The organism is Thalassiella azotivora (assembly GCF_054781695.1).
Window position 1 is genome coordinate 121,116 of the sequence record NZ_BAAGTX010000012.1, and the last position, 24,764, is coordinate 145,879.

Annotated in this window: 18 protein-coding genes; 6 read left to right on the plus strand and 12 right to left on the minus strand. The window is 74.6% G+C overall.

Annotation, left to right across the window (positions count from 1 at the left end; genetic code table 11):
• Positions 1-131 precede the first annotated feature (131 nt).
• Complete coding sequence (locus ACYVQV_RS10055) at positions 132-4,583, minus strand: FtsK/SpoIIIE domain-containing protein (RefSeq protein WP_461023141.1); 4,452 nt, start codon at positions 4,581-4,583, stop codon at positions 132-134.
• 213 nt (positions 4,584-4,796) lie between these two features.
• Between ACYVQV_RS10055 and ACYVQV_RS10060 the strand changes: the two genes are divergently transcribed.
• Positions 4,797-5,093 carry a hypothetical protein gene (locus tag ACYVQV_RS10060; protein WP_461023142.1) on the plus strand — a complete coding sequence of 99 codons (297 nt, stop codon included), beginning with the start codon at positions 4,797-4,799 and terminating at the stop codon, positions 5,091-5,093.
• Positions 5,094-5,104: 11 nt separating this feature from the next.
• A complete protein-coding gene (locus ACYVQV_RS10065) occupies positions 5,105-7,459 on the plus strand; it encodes a DUF6571 family protein (protein WP_461023143.1) in 2,355 nt (784 codons plus the stop codon).
• 55 nt (positions 7,460-7,514) lie between these two features.
• On the opposite strand, the gene ACYVQV_RS10070 is transcribed toward ACYVQV_RS10065, so the two are convergent.
• From ACYVQV_RS10070 to ACYVQV_RS10120, 11 genes are all read right to left on the minus strand, one after another.
• A complete protein-coding gene (locus tag ACYVQV_RS10070) occupies positions 7,515-8,843 on the minus strand; it encodes a thymidine phosphorylase (protein ID WP_461023144.1) in 1,329 nt (442 codons plus the stop codon).
• On the minus strand, positions 8,840-9,283 hold the full coding sequence (locus ACYVQV_RS10075; RefSeq protein WP_461023145.1) for a cytidine deaminase: 444 nt from the start codon (positions 9,281-9,283) through the stop codon (positions 8,840-8,842). The genes ACYVQV_RS10070 and ACYVQV_RS10075 overlap by 4 nt, the downstream gene beginning before the upstream one ends.
• Positions 9,284-9,287: 4 nt before the next feature.
• Complete coding sequence (locus ACYVQV_RS10080; protein WP_461023146.1) at positions 9,288-10,553, minus strand: ABC transporter permease; 1,266 nt, start codon at positions 10,551-10,553, stop codon at positions 9,288-9,290.
• Complete coding sequence (locus tag ACYVQV_RS10085; RefSeq protein ID WP_461023147.1) at positions 10,550-11,680, minus strand: ABC transporter permease; 1,131 nt, start codon at positions 11,678-11,680, stop codon at positions 10,550-10,552. Before ACYVQV_RS10085 ends, ACYVQV_RS10080 begins: the two co-directional genes overlap by 4 nt.
• Positions 11,677-13,305 carry an ABC transporter ATP-binding protein gene (locus tag ACYVQV_RS10090; RefSeq protein WP_461023148.1) on the minus strand — a complete coding sequence of 543 codons (1,629 nt, stop codon included), beginning with the start codon at positions 13,303-13,305 and terminating at the stop codon, positions 11,677-11,679. The genes ACYVQV_RS10085 and ACYVQV_RS10090 overlap by 4 nt, the downstream gene beginning before the upstream one ends.
• A 94-nt stretch (positions 13,306-13,399) precedes the next feature.
• A complete protein-coding gene (locus tag ACYVQV_RS10095; RefSeq protein WP_461023149.1) occupies positions 13,400-14,461 on the minus strand; it encodes a BMP family lipoprotein in 1,062 nt (353 codons plus the stop codon).
• Between the two features lie 211 nt (positions 14,462-14,672).
• Entirely contained in the window at positions 14,673-15,830 is a 1,158-nt protein-coding gene (locus ACYVQV_RS10100; protein ID WP_461023188.1) for an amidohydrolase, read from the minus strand.
• Between the two features lie 92 nt (positions 15,831-15,922).
• Positions 15,923-16,975: a hypothetical protein gene (locus tag ACYVQV_RS10105; RefSeq protein WP_461023150.1), complete on the minus strand. Its 1,053-nt coding sequence runs from the start codon at positions 16,973-16,975 to the stop codon at positions 15,923-15,925.
• Between the two features lie 22 nt (positions 16,976-16,997).
• The gene (locus tag ACYVQV_RS10110) at positions 16,998-17,645 is read right to left on the minus strand and encodes a hypothetical protein (RefSeq protein ID WP_461023151.1); all 648 of its coding nucleotides are present in this window, start codon (positions 17,643-17,645) and stop codon (positions 16,998-17,000) included.
• 74 nt (positions 17,646-17,719) lie between these two features.
• The gene (locus ACYVQV_RS10115; protein WP_461023152.1) at positions 17,720-19,375 is read right to left on the minus strand and encodes an acyl-CoA mutase large subunit family protein; all 1,656 of its coding nucleotides are present in this window, start codon (positions 19,373-19,375) and stop codon (positions 17,720-17,722) included.
• A 98-nt stretch (positions 19,376-19,473) separates the two neighbouring features.
• Entirely contained in the window at positions 19,474-20,592 is a 1,119-nt protein-coding gene (locus ACYVQV_RS10120) for a mannose-1-phosphate guanylyltransferase (protein ID WP_461023153.1), read from the minus strand.
• Between the two features lie 114 nt (positions 20,593-20,706).
• Between ACYVQV_RS10120 and ACYVQV_RS10125 the strand changes: the two genes are divergently transcribed.
• From ACYVQV_RS10125 to sdhA, 4 genes are all read left to right on the plus strand, one after another.
• Complete coding sequence (locus ACYVQV_RS10125) at positions 20,707-21,915, plus strand: glycosyltransferase family 4 protein (protein WP_461023154.1); 1,209 nt, start codon at positions 20,707-20,709, stop codon at positions 21,913-21,915.
• Positions 21,916-22,085: 170 nt separating this feature from the next.
• Positions 22,086-22,484 carry a succinate dehydrogenase, cytochrome b556 subunit gene (gene sdhC, locus ACYVQV_RS10130; RefSeq protein ID WP_461023155.1) on the plus strand — a complete coding sequence of 133 codons (399 nt, stop codon included), beginning with the start codon at positions 22,086-22,088 and terminating at the stop codon, positions 22,482-22,484.
• Positions 22,485-22,487: 3 nt separating this feature from the next.
• Complete coding sequence (locus tag ACYVQV_RS10135) at positions 22,488-22,934, plus strand: succinate dehydrogenase hydrophobic membrane anchor subunit (RefSeq protein ID WP_461023156.1); 447 nt, start codon at positions 22,488-22,490, stop codon at positions 22,932-22,934.
• A 25-nt stretch (positions 22,935-22,959) separates the two neighbouring features.
• Positions 22,960-24,744, plus strand: coding sequence for a succinate dehydrogenase flavoprotein subunit (gene sdhA, locus ACYVQV_RS10140; RefSeq protein ID WP_461023157.1), 1,785 nt, complete (start codon positions 22,960-22,962; stop codon positions 24,742-24,744).
• Positions 24,745-24,764 lie beyond the last annotated feature (20 nt).

The window sequence follows — 24,764 nt, forward strand, 5'->3', positions numbered from 1 at the left end:
AGGGTCCGCGGGCCCGACGCACCGTCACCCCCCACCGTCACCCCGCACCGTCGACCCGCACCGTCACCCCGCGCCGTCGGTGCGAGGTGCGTGCCCGGGTCGCCGACTCCGACGCCTCGGCCGGGCTCCCGTCAGCCGGTCTCGTCGACCAGGGGCACCTGGACGCTCACCGCGTCCTCTCCGGGCGCCACGAGCAGGCCACGGCCCGGCAGCACCCGCCCGGCCAGCTGGCTGCGCTGCACACGGACCCCGACCGCGTCGCCGTCGGTCAGGCTCTGCGGTGACAGCAGCAGCCCCTGCCGACCGCGGCGTGCCTCGACCAGCCAGCCCGTCAGCCCGGTGGTCAGCTCGCTCGTCAACCCCGCCAGCAGGATCCCGAAGCCCTTCTCGCGCGCCTGGCGCACGGCGGCCTGCATCGCCGGGGCCAGGGCGCCCTCGCGGAGCGCCTCGGCGTCGTCGACGACGACGAGCCCGGGCGACGGCAGGGCCCTCAGCCGCTCCACCAGACCCTCCAGCGGACCGGACGTCCCGACCTCCACCGCCCCACCCGCGGCCCGCACCTGCGCCGCGAGCGGCCCCTCGCCGCGGGGGCACAGGGCGAGCAGACCCACCCCCCGGGCGCTCGCCGCGGCGGCCGCGAACCGCAGGACGGAGGTCCGCCCGGACCGCGCCGGACCGGCGACCACGGCGACCGGCGAGGCCGCCAGGTCCAGCCCCAGCAGCTCCAGGTCGTCGCCGCCCACGCCCAACGGCGTCCACAGGGGCCCGCCACCGGCCGCCCCCGCGACGAGGTCGGCCAGCACCGGCGCGGCGGGCGCCGAGGTGGGCAGCGCCTCGAGCCGGAACGGCCGGCGCCCACGCGGCACGGCGGCGTCCCGCTCGTGGCAGGCCGCCGCCACCTCGCGCACCGCGGCCGCCTGTCCCGCGCCGCTGAGGTCGCCGGGCAGCACCGCGACCTGGACCTCGACGGCGGACTCCGCCCACAGCCCGCGCCCGTCCGGCATCGACGTCGGGACCTGCTTGAGGGACAGCCCGGCGAGGGTGTAGTCCGAGCGGTCCGGCAGCCGCAGGACGAGCTTGCGCTCCACCGCGGTCCCCATCCGCCCCGACATCAGCGACCGGTCACCGGTCAGGACCACGTGGACGCCGGCCGAGGAGCCCTCGCGCAGCAGCCGCTGCACCTCGTCGGACAGCCGGCCGGCGTCGACCTCCCCCAGGCTGGTGACGAAACCCTCCCAGCGGTCCAGCAGCAGCACCAGGTAGGGCAGCCGCTCGTCCGGGTCGACCGCGGCCCGCTGCTCGCCCACGTCGGACCAGCCGCCGAGGGACAGGAGCTCCTGGCGGCGCGTGACCTCGGCGGACAGGCGGCGCAGCAGCCGGTCGGCGCGCTCGGTCTGGGTGCGGGTCACCACGGCGCCGGTGTGCGGCAGGTCCTCCAGCGGCAGCAGGGCGCCGTTGCCGCAGTCCAGCCCGTACAGGTGGACGTCCGCGCTGGACGCCGACCGAGCCAGGCCGGTCGCGATGGTGCGCAGCGCGGTGGAGCGCCCGCTGCGCGGCCCGCCGATGACGTAGAGGTGGTCGTCGACGCCCGGGGTGAACGTGCGGGGCTCCTGCGCCTGCCGGGCCGGGTGGTCCTCCAGCGCCCAGGCGGCGCCGCGCGGGGCGGCCACCTGCGAGCCCGGGACGCGCGGGTCCCCGTCGGCACCGTCGGCACTGCCGGCCCTGTCGGCACCGCCGGCCCCGACCGCCGGCAGGTCGTCGACCGTCAGCACCTCCGGCAGCGACGGCAGCCACGGACTCGGCTGCCGGGCGACCCCCAGGCCCTCGGCGGCACCCCGGACCGCGTCGACGAGGGCCTTGAGGTCGGTCTCCCCCTCGTCGGTGTCGCTGCCCCGCGCCACCGGCCGGGCCGGTGCGGGCAGCCCCACGGCCGACCAGGGCAGCGGCCAGGCCAGCGGGCGGGGCGGACCGGAGTCCGCCCGTGCCCCGGGCCGCCGCCCGCCGACCCGACCGGACTGGAACGGCAGCAGGGAGGAGTGGCCGGTGCGGGCGTAGCCGCGGCCCGGCGTGGACTTGGCGATCCGGGCGGCGTCGGGTGCGTCGATGACGTCCCGGCTCTCGCCGTCGTCGGTGACGCGCAGCGCGATCCGCAGGTTCGTGTTGGCGCGGATCTCCGGGGAGACCACACCCGTCGGCCGCTGGGTCGCGAGCACGAGGTGGATGCCCAGGGACCGGCCCCGCTGGGCGATGGAGACCAGCCCCTTGACGAAGTCCGGCAGCTCGGCGACGAGGCTGGCGAACTCGTCGATGACGATGGCCAGCCGGGGCAGCACCGGCAGCGACGGGTCCTTGTCCGCCAGCGCCCAGTAGTCCTCGAGGTCCTTCGCGCCGGGCACGCCGAGCAGGTGCTCGCGTCGCTTGAGCTCGGCCGACAGCGACTCCAGCGCCCGGGACACCAGGTGCTCGTCCAGGTCGGTGACCATGCCGACGGTGTGCGGCAGGCGGGCGCAGTCCTTGAACGCCGAGCCGCCCTTGTAGTCGACGAGCACGAACGTCAGCGCGTCGGGCCGGTTCACCAGCGCGAGGGAGCCGACGAGCGTCTGCAGCAGCTCGGACTTGCCGGAGCCGGTGGTGCCGGCCACGAGCGCGTGCGGGCCGTCGCGACGCAGGTCCAGCCGGAACAGGCCGTCGTAGCCGTAGCCGAGCACCGCCTCGGTGGTGCGGCCGTCGGCCCTCCACCGCGCCACCACCCCCTCGGGGGTCGGCGGGTCGAGGTCGACGCACTCCAGCAGGCGGGCCGAACCCGGCAGGCCGGCGTCGTCCTCCTTCGGCGTGGTGTCCCGCACCGGCGCCAGGGCCCGCGCGACCCGGTCCGCCCACTCGACGTCCACCAGGTCCGCGAGCACGTCGGAGACGTCCTCGGCGAGGGTCTGGCGCACCTCGAGCCGGTCGTCGGCGACCCGCACGACCCCGCGGCACTCCTCCGGCAGGTACCGCTCCTCGGCGTCCAGGCAGACGACGTGGACGCCGGCCAGAGGCCCGTCGCGCAGCAGCGCCACGACCCCGGGCAGGGCGCGCAGCCGCCGCGCGCCGTCCAGCACGACGACGACGTCCGGCCCCGGCGGGGTCCACGAACCGGTCACCGGCCGGTCCGCGAGCCGCTCGGTGACGAGCTGGCCGAGCTCGGCGAGCCGGCGTCCGACGGACTCCTGCTCGGTGCCGACGACGGCGCCCACCAGCTCGCCATCGACCCGGCAGTGCGGCAGCCACCGCACCCACGCCCACTCGCGCTCACCGTCGCCGTCGGTGAGGACGACGACCCGCACGTCCCGCGGGCTGTGCAGCACGGCCGCCTGGGCCAGCAGCCACCGCCCCACCGCTTGCGCCGCGCCGTCCGCCCCCGCGACGCCGACGACGCCGAGACGGCGCAGGTCCAGGGCGACGGGCACGTGGCTCAGGCTGCGGGGCGCCGGGTCCTCGTCGTCGCGGAAGCCCGCCTTCTTGACCGTCACGGTGCTCGGCCGGTCGGCCAGGCCCACTCGCAGGGACAGGTGGTCGGGGTCGCTGCGCCGGCGCTCCCACAGGCGCCGGCCCGGTCCGTGGGCGGTGAGCAGGACCGTGGCCGGGTCCGGGTGGGCGCTGCGCCGCTCCGCCCGCTCGGCCAGCTGCGCGACGCGGATGCGCTCCTCGACCTCCTCGGTCTCCTTCTCGAAGCGGGCGAGGTCCTCGAGGTACTTCTTGCGCCCGCCGCGCCGGTCGGACAGCCAGTTCGCGAGCGCCATCAGCGGCGACATCACCACGAACAGCAGCACCCGGGCGTTCTGGAAGACCAGGTACATGGGGACGACCATCGCCACGGGCGCGAACACCATCACCCAGGGGATCGGCCGCTTGACCTGCTCGCCCGGCTCGCGCGGCAGGGTGAACGACTTCTCCCGGGCCGGTGGCAGCAGCCGCGGCGGGCGGTTGAAGTCGCTGCCGAGCTGGTCGCGGGCCGGGGTGACGTCGACGTCCGGGGGCTCGACGTCGACCAGCTCGAGCACCGTGCTGCCCGCGGCCAGGTAGCTGCCCGCCTCCCACGTCGTGGCCCCGTCCAGGGGCTCGTCGGCGAGGACGGCCTCGACGTCCCCACCCGCCTCCACCTCGACCTCGCCGTCAGGACGGACGCGGACGGCCAGGGCGTCGGCAGGCAGCAGCAGGTCGGGCAGGGACAGCCCCGGGGCGCCGCAGCCGACGAGCGTCTCCCCGAGCGCCAGCCGGTGCACCCGCCCCGCCCCCGGCCCGCTCACCACCCGCAGCTCGGCCACACCCGACGGCGAGCCCACCGTCCGCCCGTCCGGGCCGCCCAATCCGAGGACGCTGCCGGGCCGCACGCCGTTCTCACGCAGCGTCCGGGTGGGGTCGGCGGTGACGCCGTCCACCCAGACGTCCATCCGGGCGGCGAACGAGGGGTGCACCTCGCCGCCGAGGGCGCCGACCACGGACGGCAGGACGTCGGCGAGCGGCTGGTCCGGGTCGGCGTCGAGCAGGACGTCGTGCCGCGACCGCGAGCGGGCGTCCGCCACGGTGACGCTGAAGCGCACGGGTCGACCTCCTGCTCGTCTGCTGTCGTACCGGCACGGGAGGCCGGGCCGCGACCCTTACCAAACCCCGCCGAGTATGGCGGCTCGCCCTCACCCGCCCGCGCACCTCCCCCGCGAGCCTGTGGACGACGCCGGCCCGCGCCCGCACGCCCGACCTACGATGCGAGCGGTCACCAGCCGTCACCAGCCGCCGCCACGAGGAGGAGGACGACGATGTCGGTCCACGCCGAGTACGGGACGCTCGACGCCGCGAGCAACCGGTTCGACGACCTCGCGGCCGCCTTCCGCAACGCGACCGGGCCGCTGGAGCGGCACCACGGGCAGGCGATGGCCGGGGCGGGTGAGTTCTCGGGGGCGCTCGCGGACGGCGCGGCGACCTTCCTCATCTCGTGGTCCGAGGTGTTCTCCGTGTGCTCCCAGACGGCCGGTCTGATCGCGGGGAACATCGGCCGCACCGCGGTGGACCTGCAGGCGGTGGACGTCGACGCCAGCACCACGATCACGCTCTGAGGGGGCACCGCATGGCCGACCACTTCACCCTGGACGTCGACCCCGACGCGACGCAGGCCGCCGCCGACGCGCTCGGCGAGCTGTCCGGTGTGCTCGGCTCACGCGCCGAGCAGGTCGCCGGCGAGCCGTCGGCCATCGGGTCGGCCTGGACGGGGCAGGCGGCCACCGCGGTCAAGGCCGAGATGCGCGGGCTGGCCGACCACACCGAGACCTTCTCCACCCACTTCGCCACCGCCTCGCAGGCGCTGTCCACGCTGGCGCAGACCTACCGCGACGCGCTCCGCCAGGTCGAGGACGCCAACCGCCAGTGGGTGCTCGCCGACGAGGCGTACGAGGAGGCGGTCGACGCCGCCGGGCGGGAGTACCGCCGCTCGCTCGACGCCCTGGACCCGGGGCCCGGGCGCACGTTCCTGCAGCACGAGCTCGAGCAGTCCCGGGGCTGGGCGGTGTCGGAGGCGGGTGACGCCCGCCGCCGGCGCCGGCACGACCTGGAGTACTCCGTCGGCATGCTCAGGCTCTGGCTGGGCCAGCAGACCCGCGCGGCCGGGGACGCGATGGCCGCGGCCGTCGTCGCCCCCGTTCCCGACGAGACCGTGAGCACCTACGTCGCCAGCGGCGTCTCCGACGGCTTCGCGGCCGCCCCGTACCTCGTCGCCGGCATGCCGCTGTCCGAGCAGCGCAACCGGCAGGCCGCCGAGCTGACCGCGGGCCGGCTCTGGGAGCGCGTCCTGCCGATGGTGCAGGGCGGGCGGTTCGACGACGCCGCGCTCGACGAGCTCGAGGCCGCGCTCGCCGACCCGTGGGTGGCCACCGCCCTCGTCGAGCGGATCGGCCCGGAGAACCTGGCGACGCTGCCCTTCTGGGTGGCGCAGGGCGCCGACTCCTACGGGCCGCTGCGCTTCCCGGAGCAGGGCTACGGCGACCCCGACGACCCGTACGGCGGCCAGGACTACCTCGAGGACGGGGAGCGACTCGTCGACCTGCTCGCCGGTGCCCTCACCACCGCCACGCACGACCCCGGTCTCGACCCGGGTTTCGTCCAGGGCCTGCAGGACGCCGTCGGGACGCCCGAGGGCGGGTACGGCCTGTCCGCGCTGATGACCCGTGGCGGGACGTGGGACACCGACGTGGCCGTCGCCGTGTCGCAGGCCGTCCTCGCCCGGGACCGCCAGGTCGACGGCGCGCTCGGCTGGGTGAACGGCCTGCCCCCGGGGGCCGGCATCCCCCGGCTGTTCGGGACCGACAACCACGGCGACCCGCTCATCGGCGTGTCGAACCTCCTCGCGCGCGACCCCGCGGCGGCGCAGCAGTTCCTCGTGGAGGACGGCGTCGTCGAGTACCTCGCCGGCGAGCGGGAGTGGCCGTGGCACGACGACAAGGGGGCGGCGTTCGGTGCCCTGCTGGAGACGGCCACGACGACGCACCGCGACTCCGGCCCGGTCGGCGGACCGGGGTGGACGTCCGCGGAGATCACCGGCCGCCTCGTCGAGGCGCTCGGTGGCGAGCGCGGAGGGGACGTGCCGGACGGGATGCAGGCCAGCATCGGCACGATCCTGTCGCAGTACGTCGACGACGTGCACCGCGTCGGGGCCAGCCGCAGCGGCGACTCCGTGCACGGGGCGCAGCAGGGTGAGGGCGCCTGGGGCGCCGGGATGGACCGGGACAGCCTGCGCGCGCTGGTCGGCGGTCTGTCCGACGAGGCGTACGCGGACCTGCTGGCGCACCAGGGGCTCAAGGCGCAGTCCGTGATGGACGCGGCCGCCGCGTCCGGCGACCCGGAGCGCATCGACGCCGCCCTGCAGGACATCGCCTCGACGCTGGGCATGCTCACCGAGGGCATCAGCTCCGAGCGCATCGCCGAAGGGGCGGCGAGTGACGCGCGGACCAAGGCGTTCCTCGACCTGGCCGGCGGGGTCCTCGGCCTGCCGACCGTCCCCGGCGGCTCCGTGGTGAACTTCGTGGTCGGCCAGGGGACCGAGCAGGTCCTGTCCCGGTTCGAGACCGACCACGCGGGCGACGCGGTCCGCGACGCCAACGGCCGCGTCGACGTCGTCCGGGCGCTGATGGAGGACCTGACGTCGAGCGCGATGCTCGAGCACGGGTTCTTTCACGAGCCGGACGGCGACGGCGGGACCCGGCCCGCGCCGACCCACCCGTGGAACCAGCCGTACGCCGAGCGCGGCAGCGCGGGCGACTTCCTCGACCGCAGCGGCGACCTGCTCCCCTGGGACGAGATGACACCGGCCCAGCGCGACGCCTACCAGAACTGGCGCTTCGCCGACCCGGAGGTCGGGGCCGTCTTCGAGGACCGGGACACCTCGATGGAGGCGCACCTCGGTTCGCAGTTCCCCGAGTACCGCGACTGACCCCGGCGGCCTCGCCTGGCCTGACTGTGAGTCTGGCCGGGTCCCGGCCCCGTGGTCAGTCCGCCGCGACCCGCTCGAGGACGACGTCCGGGGTGTCCGGGCGGCTGCCCTCGGGCACGACCTCGAAGGCGTCCTCCAGGGCCGCGACCGCGCGGTCGAAACGCTCCGGGGTGTCCGTGTGCAGGGTGAGCAGGGGCTCGCCGGACCGCACGGTCGCCCCCGGCTTGGCGTGCAGCTCCACGCCCGCGCCGGCCTGCACCGGGTCCTCCTTGCGGGCCCGTCCGGCGCCGAGACGCCACGCCGCGACGCCCACGGCCAGGGCGTCGAGCCGGGTGAGCACGCCGTCCGCGGGTGCGAGCACCTGGTGCGTCTCGCGCGCGACGGGCAGGTCTGCGTCCGGGTCACCGCCCTGGGCGGCGACCATCCGCCGCCACACGTCCATCGCACGACCGTCCCGCAGCGCGTCCGCGGGGTCGACGTCGCCCTTGCCGGCGGCGGCGAGCATCTCGCGGGCGAGGGCGAGGGTCAGCTCGACGACGTCGGGCGGGCCGCCGCCGTCGAGCACCTCGACGGACTCGCGCACCTCGAGGGCGTTGCCCGCGGTCAGACCCAGCGGCGTCGACATGTCCGTCAGCAGCGCCACCGTCGTGACACCCGCGTCCGTCCCCAGCGCCACCATGGTGCGGGCGAGCTCGCGGGCCGACTCCAGGTCCTTCATGAACGCGCCGGACCCGACCTTGACGTCGAGCACCAGAGCCCCGGTGCCTTCGGCGATCTTCTTGCTCATGATGGAGGAGGCGATGAGCGGGATCGCCTCCACGGTGCCGGTGACGTCGCGCAGCGCGTACAGCCGCTTGTCGGCGGGAGCGAGGCCCGAACCGGCGGCGCAGACGACCGCGCCGACGTCCTCGAGCTGGCGGAAGAACTCGTCGTTGCCGAGGCTCGCCCGCCACCCGGGGATCGCCTCGAGCTTGTCGAGCGTGCCGCCGGTGTGCCCGAGGCCGCGGCCGGACAGCTGCGGGACGGCCACGCCGTGCGCCGCGACCAACGGGGCCAGCGGGAGGGTGATCTTGTCGCCGACGCCGCCGGTGGAGTGCTTGTCGGCGGTCGGGCGGCTCAGGCCGGAGAAGTCCAGCCGCTCACCGGAGGCGATCATCGCGGCCGTCCAGCGGGCCACCTCCCGACGGTTCATGCCGTTGAGCAGGATGGCCATCGCCAACGCGGCCATCTGCTCGTCGGCGACGGCGTCGCGGGTGTAGGCGTCGACGACCCAGTCGATCTGCTCGTCGGACAGCTCGCCGCGGTCGCGCTTGGTGCGGATCACGTCCACCGCGTCGAACGGCTCGTCCTGCCGTGGGGGCCTGGGTGCGGCGTGCCTGCTCATCGTCTCTCCTCCAGGTCGTCCGGACCGAACGCGTCGGGCAGCACCTCACCGAGCGGGCGCACTCCCCGGACCGTCTCCAGCAGCATCTCGGGTCCGCCGTGCTCGTGCAGCAGCTGTCGGCACCGACCGCACGGCATGAGCACGCTGCCCTGGCCGTCGACGCAGGTGAACGCCCGCAGCCGCCCCCCACCGGTGGCGTGCAGCTGGGACACCAGACCGCACTCCGCGCACAGGCCCAGCCCGTAGGAGGCGTTCTCCACGTTGCAGCCCACCACCACCCGGCCGTCGTCCACCAGCGCCGCGGCACCGACGGGGAAGCCGGAGTAGGGCGCGTAGGCACGGCCCGCGGCGTCGACCGCCGCGGCCCGCAGGCCCTGCCAGTCGACGGCGGGCGCCGGCTCTCTGGGGTCCGGCTCGCGGGGGTCCGGCTCGCTGCTCACCGGGTCAGTGCTCCTCGCCTCGTCGGAACCGCGACCCGACCGCCTTGGGGGGTCGGAGCCGTTGGGAGGCGGTCGCCAGCACGACGAGGGTGACGATGTAGGGGGTCGAGGTGGTGACCTCGCGGGGCAGGGAGTCCAGCGCCGCCCACCCGGTCACCGCCAGCACCGCACCCGCCGCGAGCAGGCCGCCCTGCAGCCGCCGCGCCCGTCGCAGGGCCCTGACCGCGAGCACCGCCAGCACGATCGCGATGACCAGCAGCAGCGCGAGGACGGCCTGGGAGCTGCTGTCGCGCAACCGGATCGCGTCGGCGTACCCGAACAGCGCGGCGCCGGTGGCCAGCCCCCCGGGACGCCAGTTGCCGAAGATCATCGCGGCGAGACCGATGAACCCGCGGCCGCCGGTCTGGCCCTCGTTGTACTGGCCGGCGAAGAGCACGAGGAACAGGCCGCCCAGCCCGGCGAGCGCGCCGCTGACCACGACCGCCAGCCACCGCAGGGCGCTCACCCGCACCCCGAGGGACTCGGCCGCCCAGGGGTTCTCGCCGCTGGAGCGCCAGCGCAGACCCAGCGGGGTACGCCACAGCAGGAACCCGACGGCGGGGATGAGCGCGATGGCGATGAGCTCGAACGCCGTCAGGTCGCTGGTCAGGCCGCGCAGCACCCCGGCGGCGTCGGCGAGCACGACCAGGTCCGTCGACTCGAGGCGGCCCAGCAGGTCGGGCCCGCTGGACAGCACGGGCAGGGCGTAGGAGTCCCCCCGGCTGGCCAGGCTCGGCGACTGGGTGGGCCCTCCCCCGCTGCCGGCGCTGAAGCTGATCTCGGACAGGAAGCGGACCAGACCCGCGGCGAGGATGTTGATGGCGACGCCGCTGACGATGTGGTCGACGCCGAAGGTGACCGTCGCCAGGGCGTGCACGACGCCACCCAGGACGCCGCCGAGCACCGCACCGGCCAGCGCGGCCCACGGACCCCACTGGTACCCGGCGAAGCCGGCGCCCCACGTACCGAGGATCATCATGCCCTCGAGGCCGATGTTGATGACGCCCGCGCGCTCGGCCACGAGCCCGCCGAGGCCGGCCAGGGCGATCGGCAGGGCCAGCGTCACCAGCGCCTGCACGGTGCCGGTGTTCGTCAGCACCTCCTGCCCGGTGACCGCGCGGGTCACGGACAGCGCGACGAACGCCATCACCGCCACGTAGACCCACACCCCGAGGCGCCGGCGCCTACGGGACGGCGCGGCGGTGTCGGCGAGCCTGGTGTCGACGCTCATGCCGTCGCCTCCTGCACCTGGTCACGGCCGGTCGCGGGCGGGTGCGTGCGCGCCCAGCGCTCCTCGGCCCGGCTCAGGGCCCGGCCGACGACCTCGTTGACGATGACGACCGTCATCACGATCGTGCCCTGGACGATCGTGGCCACGGACGGTGGGATGTCCACGCCCTCCAGGCTGGGACCGGCCCGGTCGAGGAAGGCGAACAGCAGCGCGGCCAGCGCGATCCCGGCGGGGTTGTTGCGGCCGAGCAGCGCGACGGCGATCCCGGTGAAGCCCAGCCCGGCGGTGAAGGAGACGCCGTAGCGCATGTCCTCGCTGAGCAGCTCCGGCAGGCCGATCAGGCCGGCCAGGGCACCCGACAGGAGCATGGCCTGCATGACCATCCGCTTGGACGGGATGCCCGACGAGGCCGCGGCGCTCGGGTTGGCGCCGGAGGCCCGCAGCTCGAACCCGAACCGGGTCCGCGACAGCATCAGGCTGACCGCGACGCCGACGACCACCGCCACGACGATCATGCCGGTGACCGGGCGGGTCGGCGGCTGCAGGCCCAGGGTCAGGAACAGGTCCTGGAACCCGGGGAAGCGCGCCGACTCCGGCAGGACCTTGGTCGAGCCGTCCGTGGTCGGGTCGAGGAACGGCCCCCGCACCAGGTACGCCGCCAGGGCCACCGCGATGCTGTTCAGCATGATCGTGGTGATGACCTCGTTGACGCCGCGCGTGACCTTCAGGACGGCGGGCACGGCCGCGTAGGCGGCCCCGACGAGCATCGCCACGAGCACGATGACGAGCAGGTGCAGCACCTGCGGCAGCGCGAGCATCGCGCCGACGCCGGCGGCGACGACGGTCGCGACCCGGTACTGGCCCTCCACGCCGATGTTGAAGAGGTTGGCGCGGAAGCCGATGCTCACGGCCACCCCGGCGAGGAACAGGGCCGTGGTCCCGTTGAGCATCGCCCGCATCTGGTTGGCCTGCGCCTGGCTGGTGGGCCCGAAATCGAACAGGGCCACCAGCGCCTGGATCGGGTCGACGCCCAGGACGGCGAGCACGACCCCGGAGACGAGCAGCGCGACGAGCACCGCCGTCACCGGGACGAGCAGCTGCAGCGCCTTGCGTCCGCGTGGGCTCACGGGGCCTCCTGCCCTGCGTCACGGTCGGCCGGTCGGTCCGCCGGCCGGTCGGTCGTGCCCGTCGGGTCCCCGCCGGTCATGTAGCTGCCGAGCACCTCGGGGGTCGCCTCGGCCGGGTCGACCGTGGCCACCACGCGACCACGCAGCAGGACGTGGATGGTGTCGGACAGGCCGATCAGCTCGTCGAGGTCGGCCGAGACGAGCACGGTCCCGAGCCCGGCGTCCCTCGCCTCGCGGATCCGGCCCCAGATCGCGGCCTGCGCCCCGACGTCGACGCCGCGGGTGGGGTGAGCGGCGACGAGGACCTGGGGGGACCCGCTCATCTCGCGGCCGATGATGAGCTTCTGCTGGTTGCCCCCGGACAGGGCCCGGGCGGGCGTCTCGACGCCGGGTGCCCGGACGTCGTAGTCGCGCATGATGCGGGCGGTGTCCTCGCGGGCGGCGGCGCGGCGGACGAGGAACCGACCACCGACGGGCGGTGACGTCTGGTGACCCAGGACGCGGTTCTCCCACAGCGGCGCGTCGAGCAGCAGCGCCTGGCGGTGCCGGTCCTCGGGGACGACGGCCATGCCTTCGGCGCGCCGCCGGATCGTGGGCCAGCCGGTCACGTCCTGGCCCCGGTAGACCACGCGCCCGGCGTCGGCGGTCACCACCCCGAGCAGCGCCTCGACCAGCTCGCTCTGCCCGTTGCCCTCGACACCGGCGAAACCGACCACCTCGCCACGACGCACGGTGAAGGACACGTCGGACAGGGCGGGGGCACCCGCTCGCTCGACGGTCAGGCCCTCGACGCGCAGCACCTCCTCGGTGCCGACGGACGTGGTGCGCGGCGGTGCGGTGGGCAGCGCGCTGCCCACCATCATCTCGGCGAGCTGGCGGGAGGTGACCTCGCCGCGTCCGACCGTGCCGACCGTCGTCCCGCGGCGGATGACGGTGACGCGGTCCGCGACGGACAGCACCTCGTCGAGCTTGTGGGAGATGAAGACGACGGCGAGCCCCTGGGCGCGCAGGCCGCGCAGGCTCTCGAAGAGCTCGTCGACCTCCTGCGGGACGAGCACCGCGGTGGGCTCGTCGAGGATGAGGACGCGGGCGCCCCGGTAGAGGACCTTCGCGATCTCCACGCGCTGGCGGTCGGCGACGGACAGCTCGTCGACCAGGCGCTCGGGGTGCAGGTTCAGCCCGTAGCGCTGCGACAGCGCCTCGAGCTGCTCCTGGACGGCGCCCCGGTCGATGACGCCGCGACGGCTCGGCTCGCTGCCGAGCACGATGTTCTCGGCGACGGTGAGGTTGTCGGCCAGCATGAAGTGCTGGTGCACCATGCCGATCCCGGCCGCGATGGCGTCGCGCGGGCTGTGGAACACCACACGACGGCCCTCGACCTCGATGGTCCCCTCGTCGGGACGGTGCATCCCGTACAGGGTCTTCATCAGCGTCGACTTGCCGGCGCCGTTCTCCCCCACGACGGCGTGCACCTCACCGGTGCGCACCTCGAGGTTGACGTCCGAGTTCGCCACGACACCGGGGAAGCGCTTCGTGATCCCCGACAGCCGGATCGCGGTGGTCGTGCCACCGGCGTCCGCCGCGTCGGTCCGACCCTCCCCCGACCGGTTCGATCCGTTCTCCATGAGTACCGCCCTTCCCCGGCCCGCCGCATCGGGACCGGGACGTGAGGGCGGGGCCCGACGCGCGGACCCCGCCCTCGTGGAGGCTCGTCGACCGTCAGGGGGTCGGCGAGACCTCGACGTCACCGTTGAGGATGGCCTCCTTGGCCTCCTCGAGCTGGGGCACGATGTCGTCGACCATCCCACCGCTGGTGGAGTAGCCGACGCCGTCCTCCTCGAGCGTCAGCTCGGCGGACTCGACGGTGCCGTTCTCGTCGATGCCGACGAGCGCCTCGGTGACCGCGCTGTCGACGCGCTTGAGCATCGAGGTGAGGATCACCGACTGCAGGCGCGGGTCACCGACCGTCTCGTACTGGTCGGCGTCGACGCCGATCGCGAGCTTGCCGGCGTTGGCGGCGGCCTCGAAGACGCCGAGCCCGGACAGGCCCGCCGCGTGGTAGACGATGTCGGCGCCGTTCTGGTACATGGCCTCGGCAGCGACCCGGCCACCGGTGGTGTCACCGAAGCCGGAGCCGTCGTCACCGGGGGCGAGACGCTGCTCGTCGATGGTGATGCTGGGGTCGACCGACTCCACGCCCTGCTTGAAGCCGGCGTAGAACTTGTCGATCAGCGTCGACTCGTTGCCGCCGACGAAGCCGACGTGGTTCGTCTGGGTCTTCAGGGCGGCAGCCACGCCGACGAGGTAGGAGCCCTGGTGCTCGGCGAAGGTCAGCACCGCGACGTTCGCGCACTCGGACGGGCCGCCGTCGATCCGGATGAACTGGGTGTCGGGGTACTCGGCGGCGACGGTGTCCATGTCCTCGCCGTAGGCGAAGCCGACACCGAAGATGGGGTTGTGACCGGCGTCGGCGAGCTGGCGGAGCAGCTCGGCGCGGTTGCTCGCCTCGGCGTTGGGGCTGAGCTCCTGCGCCTCGAAGCCGAGCTCGGCCTGCGCGTCCTCCAGGCCCTTGACCGCGAGGTCGTTGAACGCGCGGTCACCGCGGCCGCCGATGTCGAAGGCCAGGCCGACGTCGGTCAGCTCGTCGATCGTGACCTCGTTACCGCAGCCGCTCGCCTCGGTGGTGCCGTCCCCCTCCGAGGACGTCGTGTCCTCGGCGCAACCAGCCAGGACCAGGGCTCCGAGGGCGGCGACGACAGCCCCACGGACAACTCGACGCACGGGCGTCTCCTTCCAGCGTGTGGGCCGGTGGCAGACGTTGCACCCCACCGGCTTGGCGGGCTGAGTCTGGCACACGCCGACGGCACCATCGCCGCATCCTCGGCGCCGTGCTCGATCCGTTATAGAGCCGGTGCAGCCGCCTCGACCGTCCGGCGGAGCGCTCACGGACGGTGGCCGGCGGTCGACACCCGGTCGATCCCGTGGGCCGCCGTCAGTCCCGGTAGGCGTCGTCCAGCGCGACGGCGGCCAGCACCCGCGCGCCGATGCCGACCGCCCGCTCGTCGACGGTGAGGTCGCCCTGGTGCAGGTCGTAGGTGCGCCCGCCCGGGGTGCGCGTCCCCAGCCGGGCGAGCGCGCCGGGCACGCCCTCCTCGAGGTACCAGCCGAAGTCCTCGCCGCCCAGGCTCTGCTCCGTCGGCGCCTCGGCGTCCTCGCCGACCGCGGCGCGCACGGCGTGGCGCAGGACGAGGACCGTGTCCGCGTCGTTCACGACCGGCGGGACGCTGTGCACGACGTCGACCTCGGCCCGCACCCCGTAGGGAGCGACGATCTCGTGGACGGCCCGGGTGATGACCTCCCCGGCCTCCTTCCACGCGGAGGTGTCGAGCACGCGCAGGGTCCCCTGCGCGCAGCCCGTCGCCGGGACGACGTTCGGGGCGCCACCGGCCTGGACCGTGCCCCAGGTGAGGTTGCTGCCGGCGCGCGGGTCGAGCCGGCGGCCGAGGACCGCGGGGACGCCGACGACGACCTGCCCGAGGGCGAAGACGAGGTCCTGCGTGCGGTGCGGGCGGGAGGTGTGGCCGCCGTCGCCGTGCAGGGTGACGGTGACGTGGTCGGACGCCGACGTGATCGGCCCCGTCCGCAGGCCCACCCGGCCGACGTCGAGGTGGGGGTCGCAGTGCAGCGCCACGATCCGGTGGACGTCGTCCAGGCCGCCGTGGGCGATGACGTGGTGGGCACCGCCGGGCTGGGACTCCTCCGCGGGCTGGAAGACCAGGCGGACGCGACGGCGCAGCCGGCCGGCGGCGTGCTCACGGGCGAGCAGCAGCCCCGCACCGAGCACGCACGTGGTGTGGACGTCGTGCCCGCAGGCGTGCGCCACGCCCGGGACCGTCGACTCCCAGGGCAGGCCGGTGCGGTCCTGCAGGGGCAGGGCGTCCATGTCGGCGCGCAGCCCGAGGACGGGACCGCCGTCCGGACCGACGTCGCAGACCAGCCCCGAGCCGGGCAGGAGCCGGGGCTCGAGGCCCTCGGCGCGCAGCCGGTCGGCCACCCGCTGGGTGGTGCGCCGCTCCTCGTGGCTCAGCTCGGGGTGGGCGTGCAGGTCCCGCCGGAAGGCGAGGAGCTCGTCCTGCAGCGCCGCGGACAGCGCGGGAACGTCCTCCGGCGCCGGGTGGTGCGTCGGGTGCTCGGACCGCGGTGTCGACCCACCGGGCGCGCCGTTGGACGTGTCGGCGCCCCTCACCGCGCGCCGGTCACGAGGGACTGGGACTCGGCCACCGGCACCTGGACGACGGTCGCGAGGGTGTCTCCCGCCAGCGGGCCGCTCTGGCCCGCGCTCGTGGTGAACGTCGCGGCCCAGGTCGCGCTCGCCTGCACGTCGTACCCGCCGGGGTGGCCCACCGACGAGCGCACGAACCGCACGGTGCAGCCGGCCTCGTCGTCCGCACCCGGTGCCCAGGCTCGCAGCGCCACCTCCGGCGGGCAGTCCGCGGAGCCGGCCGGGGACATCACGCGCAGGCCACCGCTCGTCGCGACGACCTCCGCCCAGACGGGACCCACCTGCGCGCGGATGGTCCGGGTGCCGTCAGCACCGCCGACGGCAGCCGGGTTGGTGACCCAGAACCACGTGTCCAGGCCGACGAGGGTCGCGCCCTGGGCGGAGCCGGCCACGGCCGGCGGGTTGCGCTCGATCACGGGCGTCTCGAGAACCATCTGGTCCCGGGCCACGTCGGCGAGGTCGCGCGGGTCGACGACCGGCGGCGGCGGCGCAGAGCCCTCGGCGAGCAGCCGCATGATCACGGGGTAGGTGCTCCCCCAGGCCGTGATGGTCTCGTGCGCGACGGCGAGCACGTCCGGGTCGGTCAGGTCGGTCAGGCCCTCGCGGCACTGCAGGGAGTACCAGGCCAGGTCCTCCCCGGCGGCCTCACGCTGCTCCGCGGCCTCGTAGCGGTCGCGCGAGCCGAGCAGCCGGACCCAGTCCGCGCCGCTGTAGTGCGGGACGCTGTACTGGTCGTCGACCCACTGGCGCACGGCCGCGGTGTCGCTGCCGCTGGGGCGGTCCCCGCCGCCGAAGAGCGTCCACCAGCACTTGGCCGGGACCGACACCGACCGCGTGCCGCCGCCCCCGGGGGCGGCGTCGCCGGTGAACACGATGCTGGCCACGACGCTGTACCCGCTGCCGGTGCCGACGCCGCCGGTGATGTCCGCCTGCGCGGCGGTCGCCGGCGCGACGGCCACCGCCACCGCAGCGAGGACGGCGACGCCGGCCCTCCTCAGCCACCTGGTCGGCATCGGCCCCGCTCCTCCTGCTCCGTCAGCCCGCACAGCGCTCCAGCCCCGCCTCTCGGATCTCGTCCACGACCCAGCCCCCTCCCGGGGTGCCGGCCAGCGTGCCCTCGAAAGAGTAGAGGGGCACCACCGGCGCGACCGGCTCCCCCTCGGTGTCGACGTCCACGGTCCCGTTCTCCAGGCAGCTGTGCAACGTCGCGGTCGCGCCGTCCACGGTCACCTGCGTGACCCGGACGGTGACCTCGCCGACGGTCCGGCGGCCCGCGGCCTCCAGGTCGGCCACCTGGGTGAGCACGCCGTTCAGCGCGTCGCCGCGCGACACGCGGCCGAGGCCCGTCAGGTCCGGCTCCAGGGTCGAGAGAGCCTCACCGCGCAGGGTCCAGTAGGTCATCCACGCGTCGGCCGCGGCCCGGGCCGGCGCACCCTCCGCCGCGACCTCACCCCGTTCGACCCGGATCCCGTCGGGCAGTCCGGACGCGAGGGTCGGCAGGGCGTCGGCCGGCTGCGGCGTGGCGTCCTGCGTGGGCGCGGCGGCCGAGGGCGTCGCGTCCGGGTCGTACTCGGGCAGGCCGCCGGTGCCACCACCCCCGTCCGAGCAGGCCGTCAGCGCCGCCAGCGCGACGCGGAGTGCACGGCGCGACCCTCCTCGCGCTCGACCACCTCGCGTGCTCACAGCGAACCCCCTCGACGTCGCGCGCACCCTACCCGCGCCCGGCACCGCCCCGCAGGACGCCTGTGGACGACGCGTCAGAAGGAGTCGGTCGGCGTGTACGTGCCCCAGACCTCGCGCAGCGCGTGGCACACCTCGCCGACCGTGGCGCGGGCCGCCAGCGCGTCGCGCATCGGGTACAGCACGTTGTCCGTCCCCGACGCGGCCCGCTTCATGGCGTCCAGGGCCGCGTCCACGGCCGCCTGGTCGCGCTCCGAGCGAAGCACCCGCAGCCGCTCGCACTGCTCGGCCTCGATCGCCGGGTCCACCCGCAGGGGCTCGTACGGCTCGTCGGCGTCCACGGTGAACCGGTTGACCCCGACCACCGTGCGCTCGCCGGAGTCGATCTGCTGGCTGATCCGGTACGCGGAGCGCTCGATCTCCTCCTTCTGGAAGCCCTGCTCGATCGCGGCGACCGCACCGCCGCGGTCCTCGACCGCGTCGATCAGCGCCGTGATCGCCTCCTCGAGCTCGTCGGTCATCGACTCGACGACGTAGGAGCCGGCGAACGGGTCGACGGTCTTGGTCACGTCCGTCTCGTAGGCGATGACCTGCTGCGTCCGCAGCGCGAGCCGGGCCGCCTTCTCCGTCGGCAGCGCGATCGCCTCGTCGTAGGAGTTGGTGTGCAGGCTCTGCGTCCCGCCGAGGACCGCCCCGAGGCCCTGCAGCGCGACGCGGACGAGGTTCACCTCGGGCTGCTGGGCGGTCAGCTGCACCCCGGCGGTCTGGGTGTGGAACCGCAGCATCTGGGACTTGGGGTTGGTGCTGCCGAACTCCTCGCGCACGATCCGCGCCCAGATCCGCCGGGCGGCGCGGAACTTCGCGACCTCCTCCAGGAACGTCGTCCGGGCGACGAAGAAGAAGGACAGCCGCGGTGCGACGTCGTCGACCGTCAGACCGGCGCGTTGCGCCGCACGCACGTACTCCTTGGCGTTGGCGAGCGTGAAGGCGACCTCCTGCGCGGGCGTCGCCCCGGCCTCGGCCATGTGGTAGCCCGAGATCGAGATGGTGTTCCAGCGCGGGAGCTCCTTCGCGCAGTACGCGAAGACGTCGCTGACCAGCCGCAGGGACTCCGCCGGCGGGAAGATGTAGGTGCCCCGGGCGATGTACTCCTTGAGCACGTCGTTCTGGATCGTGCCGGTGAGCTTCGCCCCGTCGACACCCTGCTCGGCCGCGACGAGCTGGTACAGCAGCAGCAGCACCGAGCCCGGCGCGTTGATGGTCATCGACGTGGACACCTCGTCGAGCGGGATCCCGCCGAACAGGACCCGCATGTCCTCGAGCGAGTCGATCGCCACGCCGACCTTGCCGACCTCCCCGTGGGCGATCGCCTCGTCCGAGTCGTAGCCCATCTGCGTGGGCAGGTCGAACGCGACGCTCAGCCCACCGGTGCCCGCGCTGACCAGCTGGTGGTAGCGCTCGTTGGACTCCTTGGCGGTGCCGAACCCGGCGTACTGGCGCATCGTCCAGGGCCGGCCCGTGTACATCGACGGGTAGACGCCGCGGGTGAACGGGTAGGCGCCCGGCCGGCCGAGCCGCTCGCCGGCGTCCCAGCCGTCGAGGGCCTCCGGGCCGTACACCGCGTGCAGCGGCAGCCCCGACTCCGTGCTGCCCCCGGGGTCGGCGGCCGGCGCGCGCCCGGGAGGGGCGTCCTGCGGGCTGGTCGTGCTGTCGGCACCGGTGCTGTCTGCCATGCGCGTGACTGTAGCCGCGAGACCCCGCGACGACGGCGCGGAGTTGCCCGGCTCACACCGCTCGGGGGCGGGCCGGCGCCCACCTCCGGGCGGCCGGCTCAGGTGAGGTCGACGCGACCCGCGCCCTTCAGCGCCGCGACCAGGCCCTTGACCTCCTGGGCACGCGAGCGGGTGCTGACGAGGACCGCGTCCTGGGTGTCCACCACGACGACGTCCTGCAGGCCCAGGACCGCCACCATCCGGCCGGCCGTGGGCACGACGAGGCCGGAGGCGTCCTGGGCGACCACCTGACCGGGGTCACCCAGGACCTGCACGCCGTCCGCACCGCCCGCGACCGTCGTCCCGGCCGGCAGCAGGCCCGCGAGCGAGCGCCAGTCCCCGACGTCGTCCCAGCCGAAGTCCCCCGGGACGACGGCCACGCCCCCCGTCGCGGCGACCGGCTCCGCGATGGCGTGGTCGATGGCGATGCGGGTCAGCCCCGGCCAGGTGCGGGCCATCACCTCGTCGTAGTCGGGGGTCCCCCACGCGTCGGCGATGGTCGTCACGCCCTCGTGCAGGCTGCTCTGGTGGGTCCGCAGGTGGTCGAGCAGCACGTCGGCCCGCGACACGAACATCCCCGCGTTCCACAGGTAGCCGGCCTCGACGTAGCCCGCGGCGGTGGCGGCGTCGGGCTTCTCGACGAACTCCTCCACCCGCAGCGCGTCCGGCGCGCCGTCCGCCTGCATCGGCGCGCCGGGGCGGACGTAGCCGAAGCCCGTCGCGGGGTGCGTCGGCGTGATCCCGATGGTGACCACCGCCCCCGCCCGGGCGGTGGCGACGGCCTGGCGCACGGACGCTGCGAAGGCCTCGTCGTCACCGATGCTGTGGTCGGCGGCGAAGGAGCCGACGACCGCCTCGGGGTCGCGGGCGAGCACCACCGCCGCGGCCAGGCCGATGGCGGCCATCGACTCGCGCGGCGAGGGCTCGAGGAGGAGGTTCACGGTGGGCAGCTGCGGCAGCTGGGCCCGGACGGCGTCCCCGTGCGCCGCCCCCGTCACCACGAGCAGGCGCTTGGGGCCGGCGAGCGGCACCAGCCGGTCCCAGGTGGACTGCAGCAGCGAGCGCCCCGTGCCGGTCAGGTCGTGCAGGAACTTGGGGGCCCCGGCCCGCGACAGGGGCCACAGGCGGGTACCGGCCCCGCCTGCGGGAACCAGCGCGTAGAAGCCGTCGACGGTCATGCGGCCGTACTGTGTCACACGGTGTCACAGTCGGGGCAGGCCGTTCCCCCGGACGTCCCCGCGGCGACGGGTCGTCGTCGGCCCGGCGTCACCGTCGGCCGGGACCGTGGGCGCGTGCGCGTCGCCGTGGTCACCGAGTCCTTCCTGCCGAGCGCCAACGGCGTCACGACGAGCGTGCTGCGGGTCCTGGACCACCTGTCGCAGCGGGGGCACGAGGGCGTCGTCGTCTGCCCCGGACCGGCTCCGAGCCGGTACGCCGGCCGGCACGGGGACTGGCCGGTCGTGACGGTGCCGGCGGTGACGCTGCGCGGCTTCCGCCTCGGCGTGCCGACCCGGACCCTGGTCCGGGCGCTGGACCGGGCCCGCGCCGACGTCCTGCACGCCGCGTCCCCCTTCGTGCTGGGGGCGCACGCGCTCGCGCACGCCGGGCGCTGCGGGCTCCCGTCGGTCGCCGTGTTCCAGACGGACGTGGCGGGGTTCGCCCGCCGGCACGGGCTGGGGGCGGCGCGCGCGCCGGTCTGGCGCTGGCTGCGCACCGTGCACCGGATGGCCGACCTCACCCTGGCGCCGTCGAGCAGCACGATGGCCGACCTGGCGGCGGCCGGGATCGACCGGACCGCCCTGTGGGGCCGCGGGGTGGACGCGGCGGGCTTCCACCCCGGTCACCGCACGTCCCCGGCGGGACGGCGGCTGCGGGCTGCGCTGGCCGCGGGCGACCGCGTGGTCGTCGGCTACGTCGGCAGGGTGGCGCCGGAGAAGTCCCCGGAGCGGCTGGTCCCGCTCGCGCGGCTGCCCGGGGTCCGCCTCGTGGTCGTGGGCGACGGGCCGAGCCTGCCCTGGCTGCGGCGGCGGCTCGCCGGGACGGACGCCGTCCTGACGGGGCGGCTGGACGGCGTGGCGCTGGCGACCGCCTACGCCGCGCTGGACGTCTTCGTCCACCCCGGGACCGAGGAAACGTTCGGCCAGACCCTGCAGGAGGCGATGGCCAGCGCGGTCCCCGTCGTCGCGCCGGCCGCCGGTGGTCCGCTCGACGTGGTCGCGGACGGCGTCAGCGGGCTGCTCGTCGCCCCGGGGGACGAGGCGGCGCTGACCCGGGCGGTGGGGACGCTGGCCGCCGACCCGGTGCTGCGGGCCCGCGCGGGGGAGGCGGGCCGCCGCCTGGTGCTGCCGCGGTCGTGGACGCGGGCCGGCGACGAGCTGCTCGGGCACTACCGGACGGTGCTCGCGCCGGGCGCGGTGGCCCGTCCCGCTGCCGGCTCGGCGGCGGGGGCGCAGGTGGTGGGGTCGGGCCCGACGCCGGCCGCGTCCCCCGGTCCGGGGTGAGCAGCGGGCCGGGAGACGGGACCGAGGACCCTGGCACGGCCTGAGGCATTTCTCACGAACGCCGCCCCGTGCGGGCCCTGCGTGCTGGGCGTCACTACAGTGAGATGTCATCTGACGCCGCCGTCGGCCCCTTCTCGCGTGACGGCGCGTGCCGACGAGGAGGGACTGTCGTGAGTGCACCTGCCGCGCCCGCACCGGCCAGACCGCAGGGGACCCTGTACCGAGGCCGCGAGGGCATGTGGTCCTGGGTCGCCCACCGGATCACGGGCTTCCTGATCTTCATCTTCCTGCTCGTGCACGTCCTCGACACCTCGCTGGTGCGGGTCTCCCCGGAGCTGTACGACGAGGTCATCGAGCACTACAAGAACCCGGTCGTCGGCCTGGCCGAGGTCGGCCTCGTGGGGGCCGTGCTCTTCCACGCCTTCAACGGCGTCCGCGTGATGCTGGTCGACTTCTGGTCGAAGGGCACCCGCTACCACCGCCAGCTCCTGTGGGGCGTGCTGGGCGTGTGGGTCCTGCTGATGGTCCCCTTCCTCATCCGCCACCTCGGCATCGTCTTCGGAGGCTGACCCGTGAGCGCACCCGCCCTGGACACCCCGCGGTCCCCCTACACGCGCCGCAAGTCCACCCGGAGCAACTACGAGCTGTACAGCTGGGTGTTCATGCGGATGTCGGGCCTGCTGCTCGTCGTCCTCGTCATCGGGCACCTCTTCGTCAACCTGATGGTCGGCGAGGGCATCAAGTCCGTGAACTTCGCGTTCGTCGCCGGCAAGTGGTCCTCGCCGTTCTGGCAGGTCTGGGACCTGGCGATGCTCTGGCTGGCGATGATCCACGGCACGAACGGCGTCCGCACCATCATCAACGACTACGCCGAGCGCGACGGCACGCGCTTCTGGCTGAAGATGCTGCTGTACGCGGCCTTCGTCCTGACGGTCGTCCTCGGCACCCTCGTGATCTTCACCTTCGAGCCGTGCCCGAGCGGCGCGGACCCCGCGCTGCTGCCGTCGTTCTGCAGCTGAGCCGGCCCGACCCGCAGGAGAGACCATGAACATCCACAGGTACGACGTCGTCATCGTCGGGGCCGGGGGCGCCGGGATGCGCGCGGCCCTCGAGGCCGGCCAGCGCGCCCGCACCGCGGTGCTGACCAAGCTCTACCCGACCCGCTCCCACACCGGCGCCGCCCAGGGCGGCATGTGCGCGGCCCTCGCGAACGTCGAGGAGGACAACTGGGAGTGGCACACCTTCGACACCGTCAAGGGCGGTGACTACCTCGTCGACCAGGACGCCGCCGAGGTGATGTGCAAGGAGGCCATCGACGCGGTCCTCGACCTCGAGAAGATGGGTCTGCCGTTCAACCGCACGCCCGAGGGCCGGATCGACCAGCGCCGGTTCGGCGGCCACACCCGCAACCACGGCGAGGCCGCCGTCCGCCGCTCCTGCTACGCGGCCGACCGCACGGGCCACATGATCCTGCAGACGCTCTACCAGAACTGCGTCAAGCACCAGGTCGAGTTCTTCAACGAGTTCTACGTCCTGGACCTACTGATGAACGAGGTGGACGGCGAGCAGCGCACCGCCGGCGTCGTCGCCTACGAGCTGGCGACCGGCGAGATCCACGTCTTCGAGGCCAAGTCCGTCGTGTTCGCCACCGGCGGGTACGGCAAGGTCTTCAAGACCACCTCGAACGCGCACACCCTCACCGGCGACGGCATGGGCATCGCGTTCCGTCGCGGCCTGCCCCTGGAGGACATGGAGTTCTTCCAGTTCCACCCGACCGGGCTGGCCGGGCTCGGGATCCTGCTGTCGGAGGCGGCCCGCGGCGAGGGCGGCATCCTGCGCAACAGCGAGGGCGAGCGCTTCATGGAGCGCTACGCCCCCACGATCAAGGACCTCGCGCCGCGCGACATCGTGGCGCGGTCGATGGCCAACGAGGTCCGCGAGGGTCGCGGGTGCGGGCCGAACAAGGACTACGTGCTGCTCGACCTGACGCACCTCGAGCCGGCGCACATCGACGCCAAGCTCCCGGACATCACCGAGTTCGCGCGCACCTACCTCGGGGTCGAGCCGTACACCGAGCCCGTGCCGGTCTACCCCACGGCCCACTACGCGATGGGCGGCATCCCGACCAACGTCGAGGCGGAGGTGCTGCGCGACAACGACACCGTCGTCCCCGGCCTGTACGCCGCCGGCGAGGTGGCCTGCGTCTCCGTCCACGGATCGAACCGCCTCGGGACCAACTCGCTGCTGGACATCAACGTGTTCGGCCGCCGCGCGGGCATCGCGGCCGCCGAGTACGCCCTGTCGGCGACGCCGGTGCCGCTCCCGCAGGACCCGGACCGCGAGGTCGTCTCGCTGCTGGAGTCGATCCGCGAGCGCCCGGCCGGCGAGCGGGTCGCGGCCCTGCGCACCGAGCTGCAGGAGACGATGGACCGCAACGCGCAGGTGTACCGCACGGAGGCCAGCCTCAAGCAGGCCGAGAACGACATCCACGCCCTGCGGGCCCGGTACGCGAACGTCTCCGTCCAGGACAAGGGCAAGCGGTACAACACGGACCTGCTCGAGGCGGTCGAGCTGGGCTTCCTGCTCGACCTCGCCGAGGTCTCGGTCGTCTCCGCCAGGGCGCGCAACGAGTCGCGCGGCGGGCACTTCCGGGAGGACTACCCCAACCGGGACGACGTCAACTTCATGCGCCACACGATGGCGTACCGGCACCTCGAGGCGGGCGTCGCGGACGCCGGAGTCCACTCCCCCGAGACCCCGTGGTCCGTCCGGCTGGACTACAAGCCGGTGGTCACCACCCGTTACCAGCCGATGGAGCGCAAGTACTGATGGCGGACGACATGAGCGCG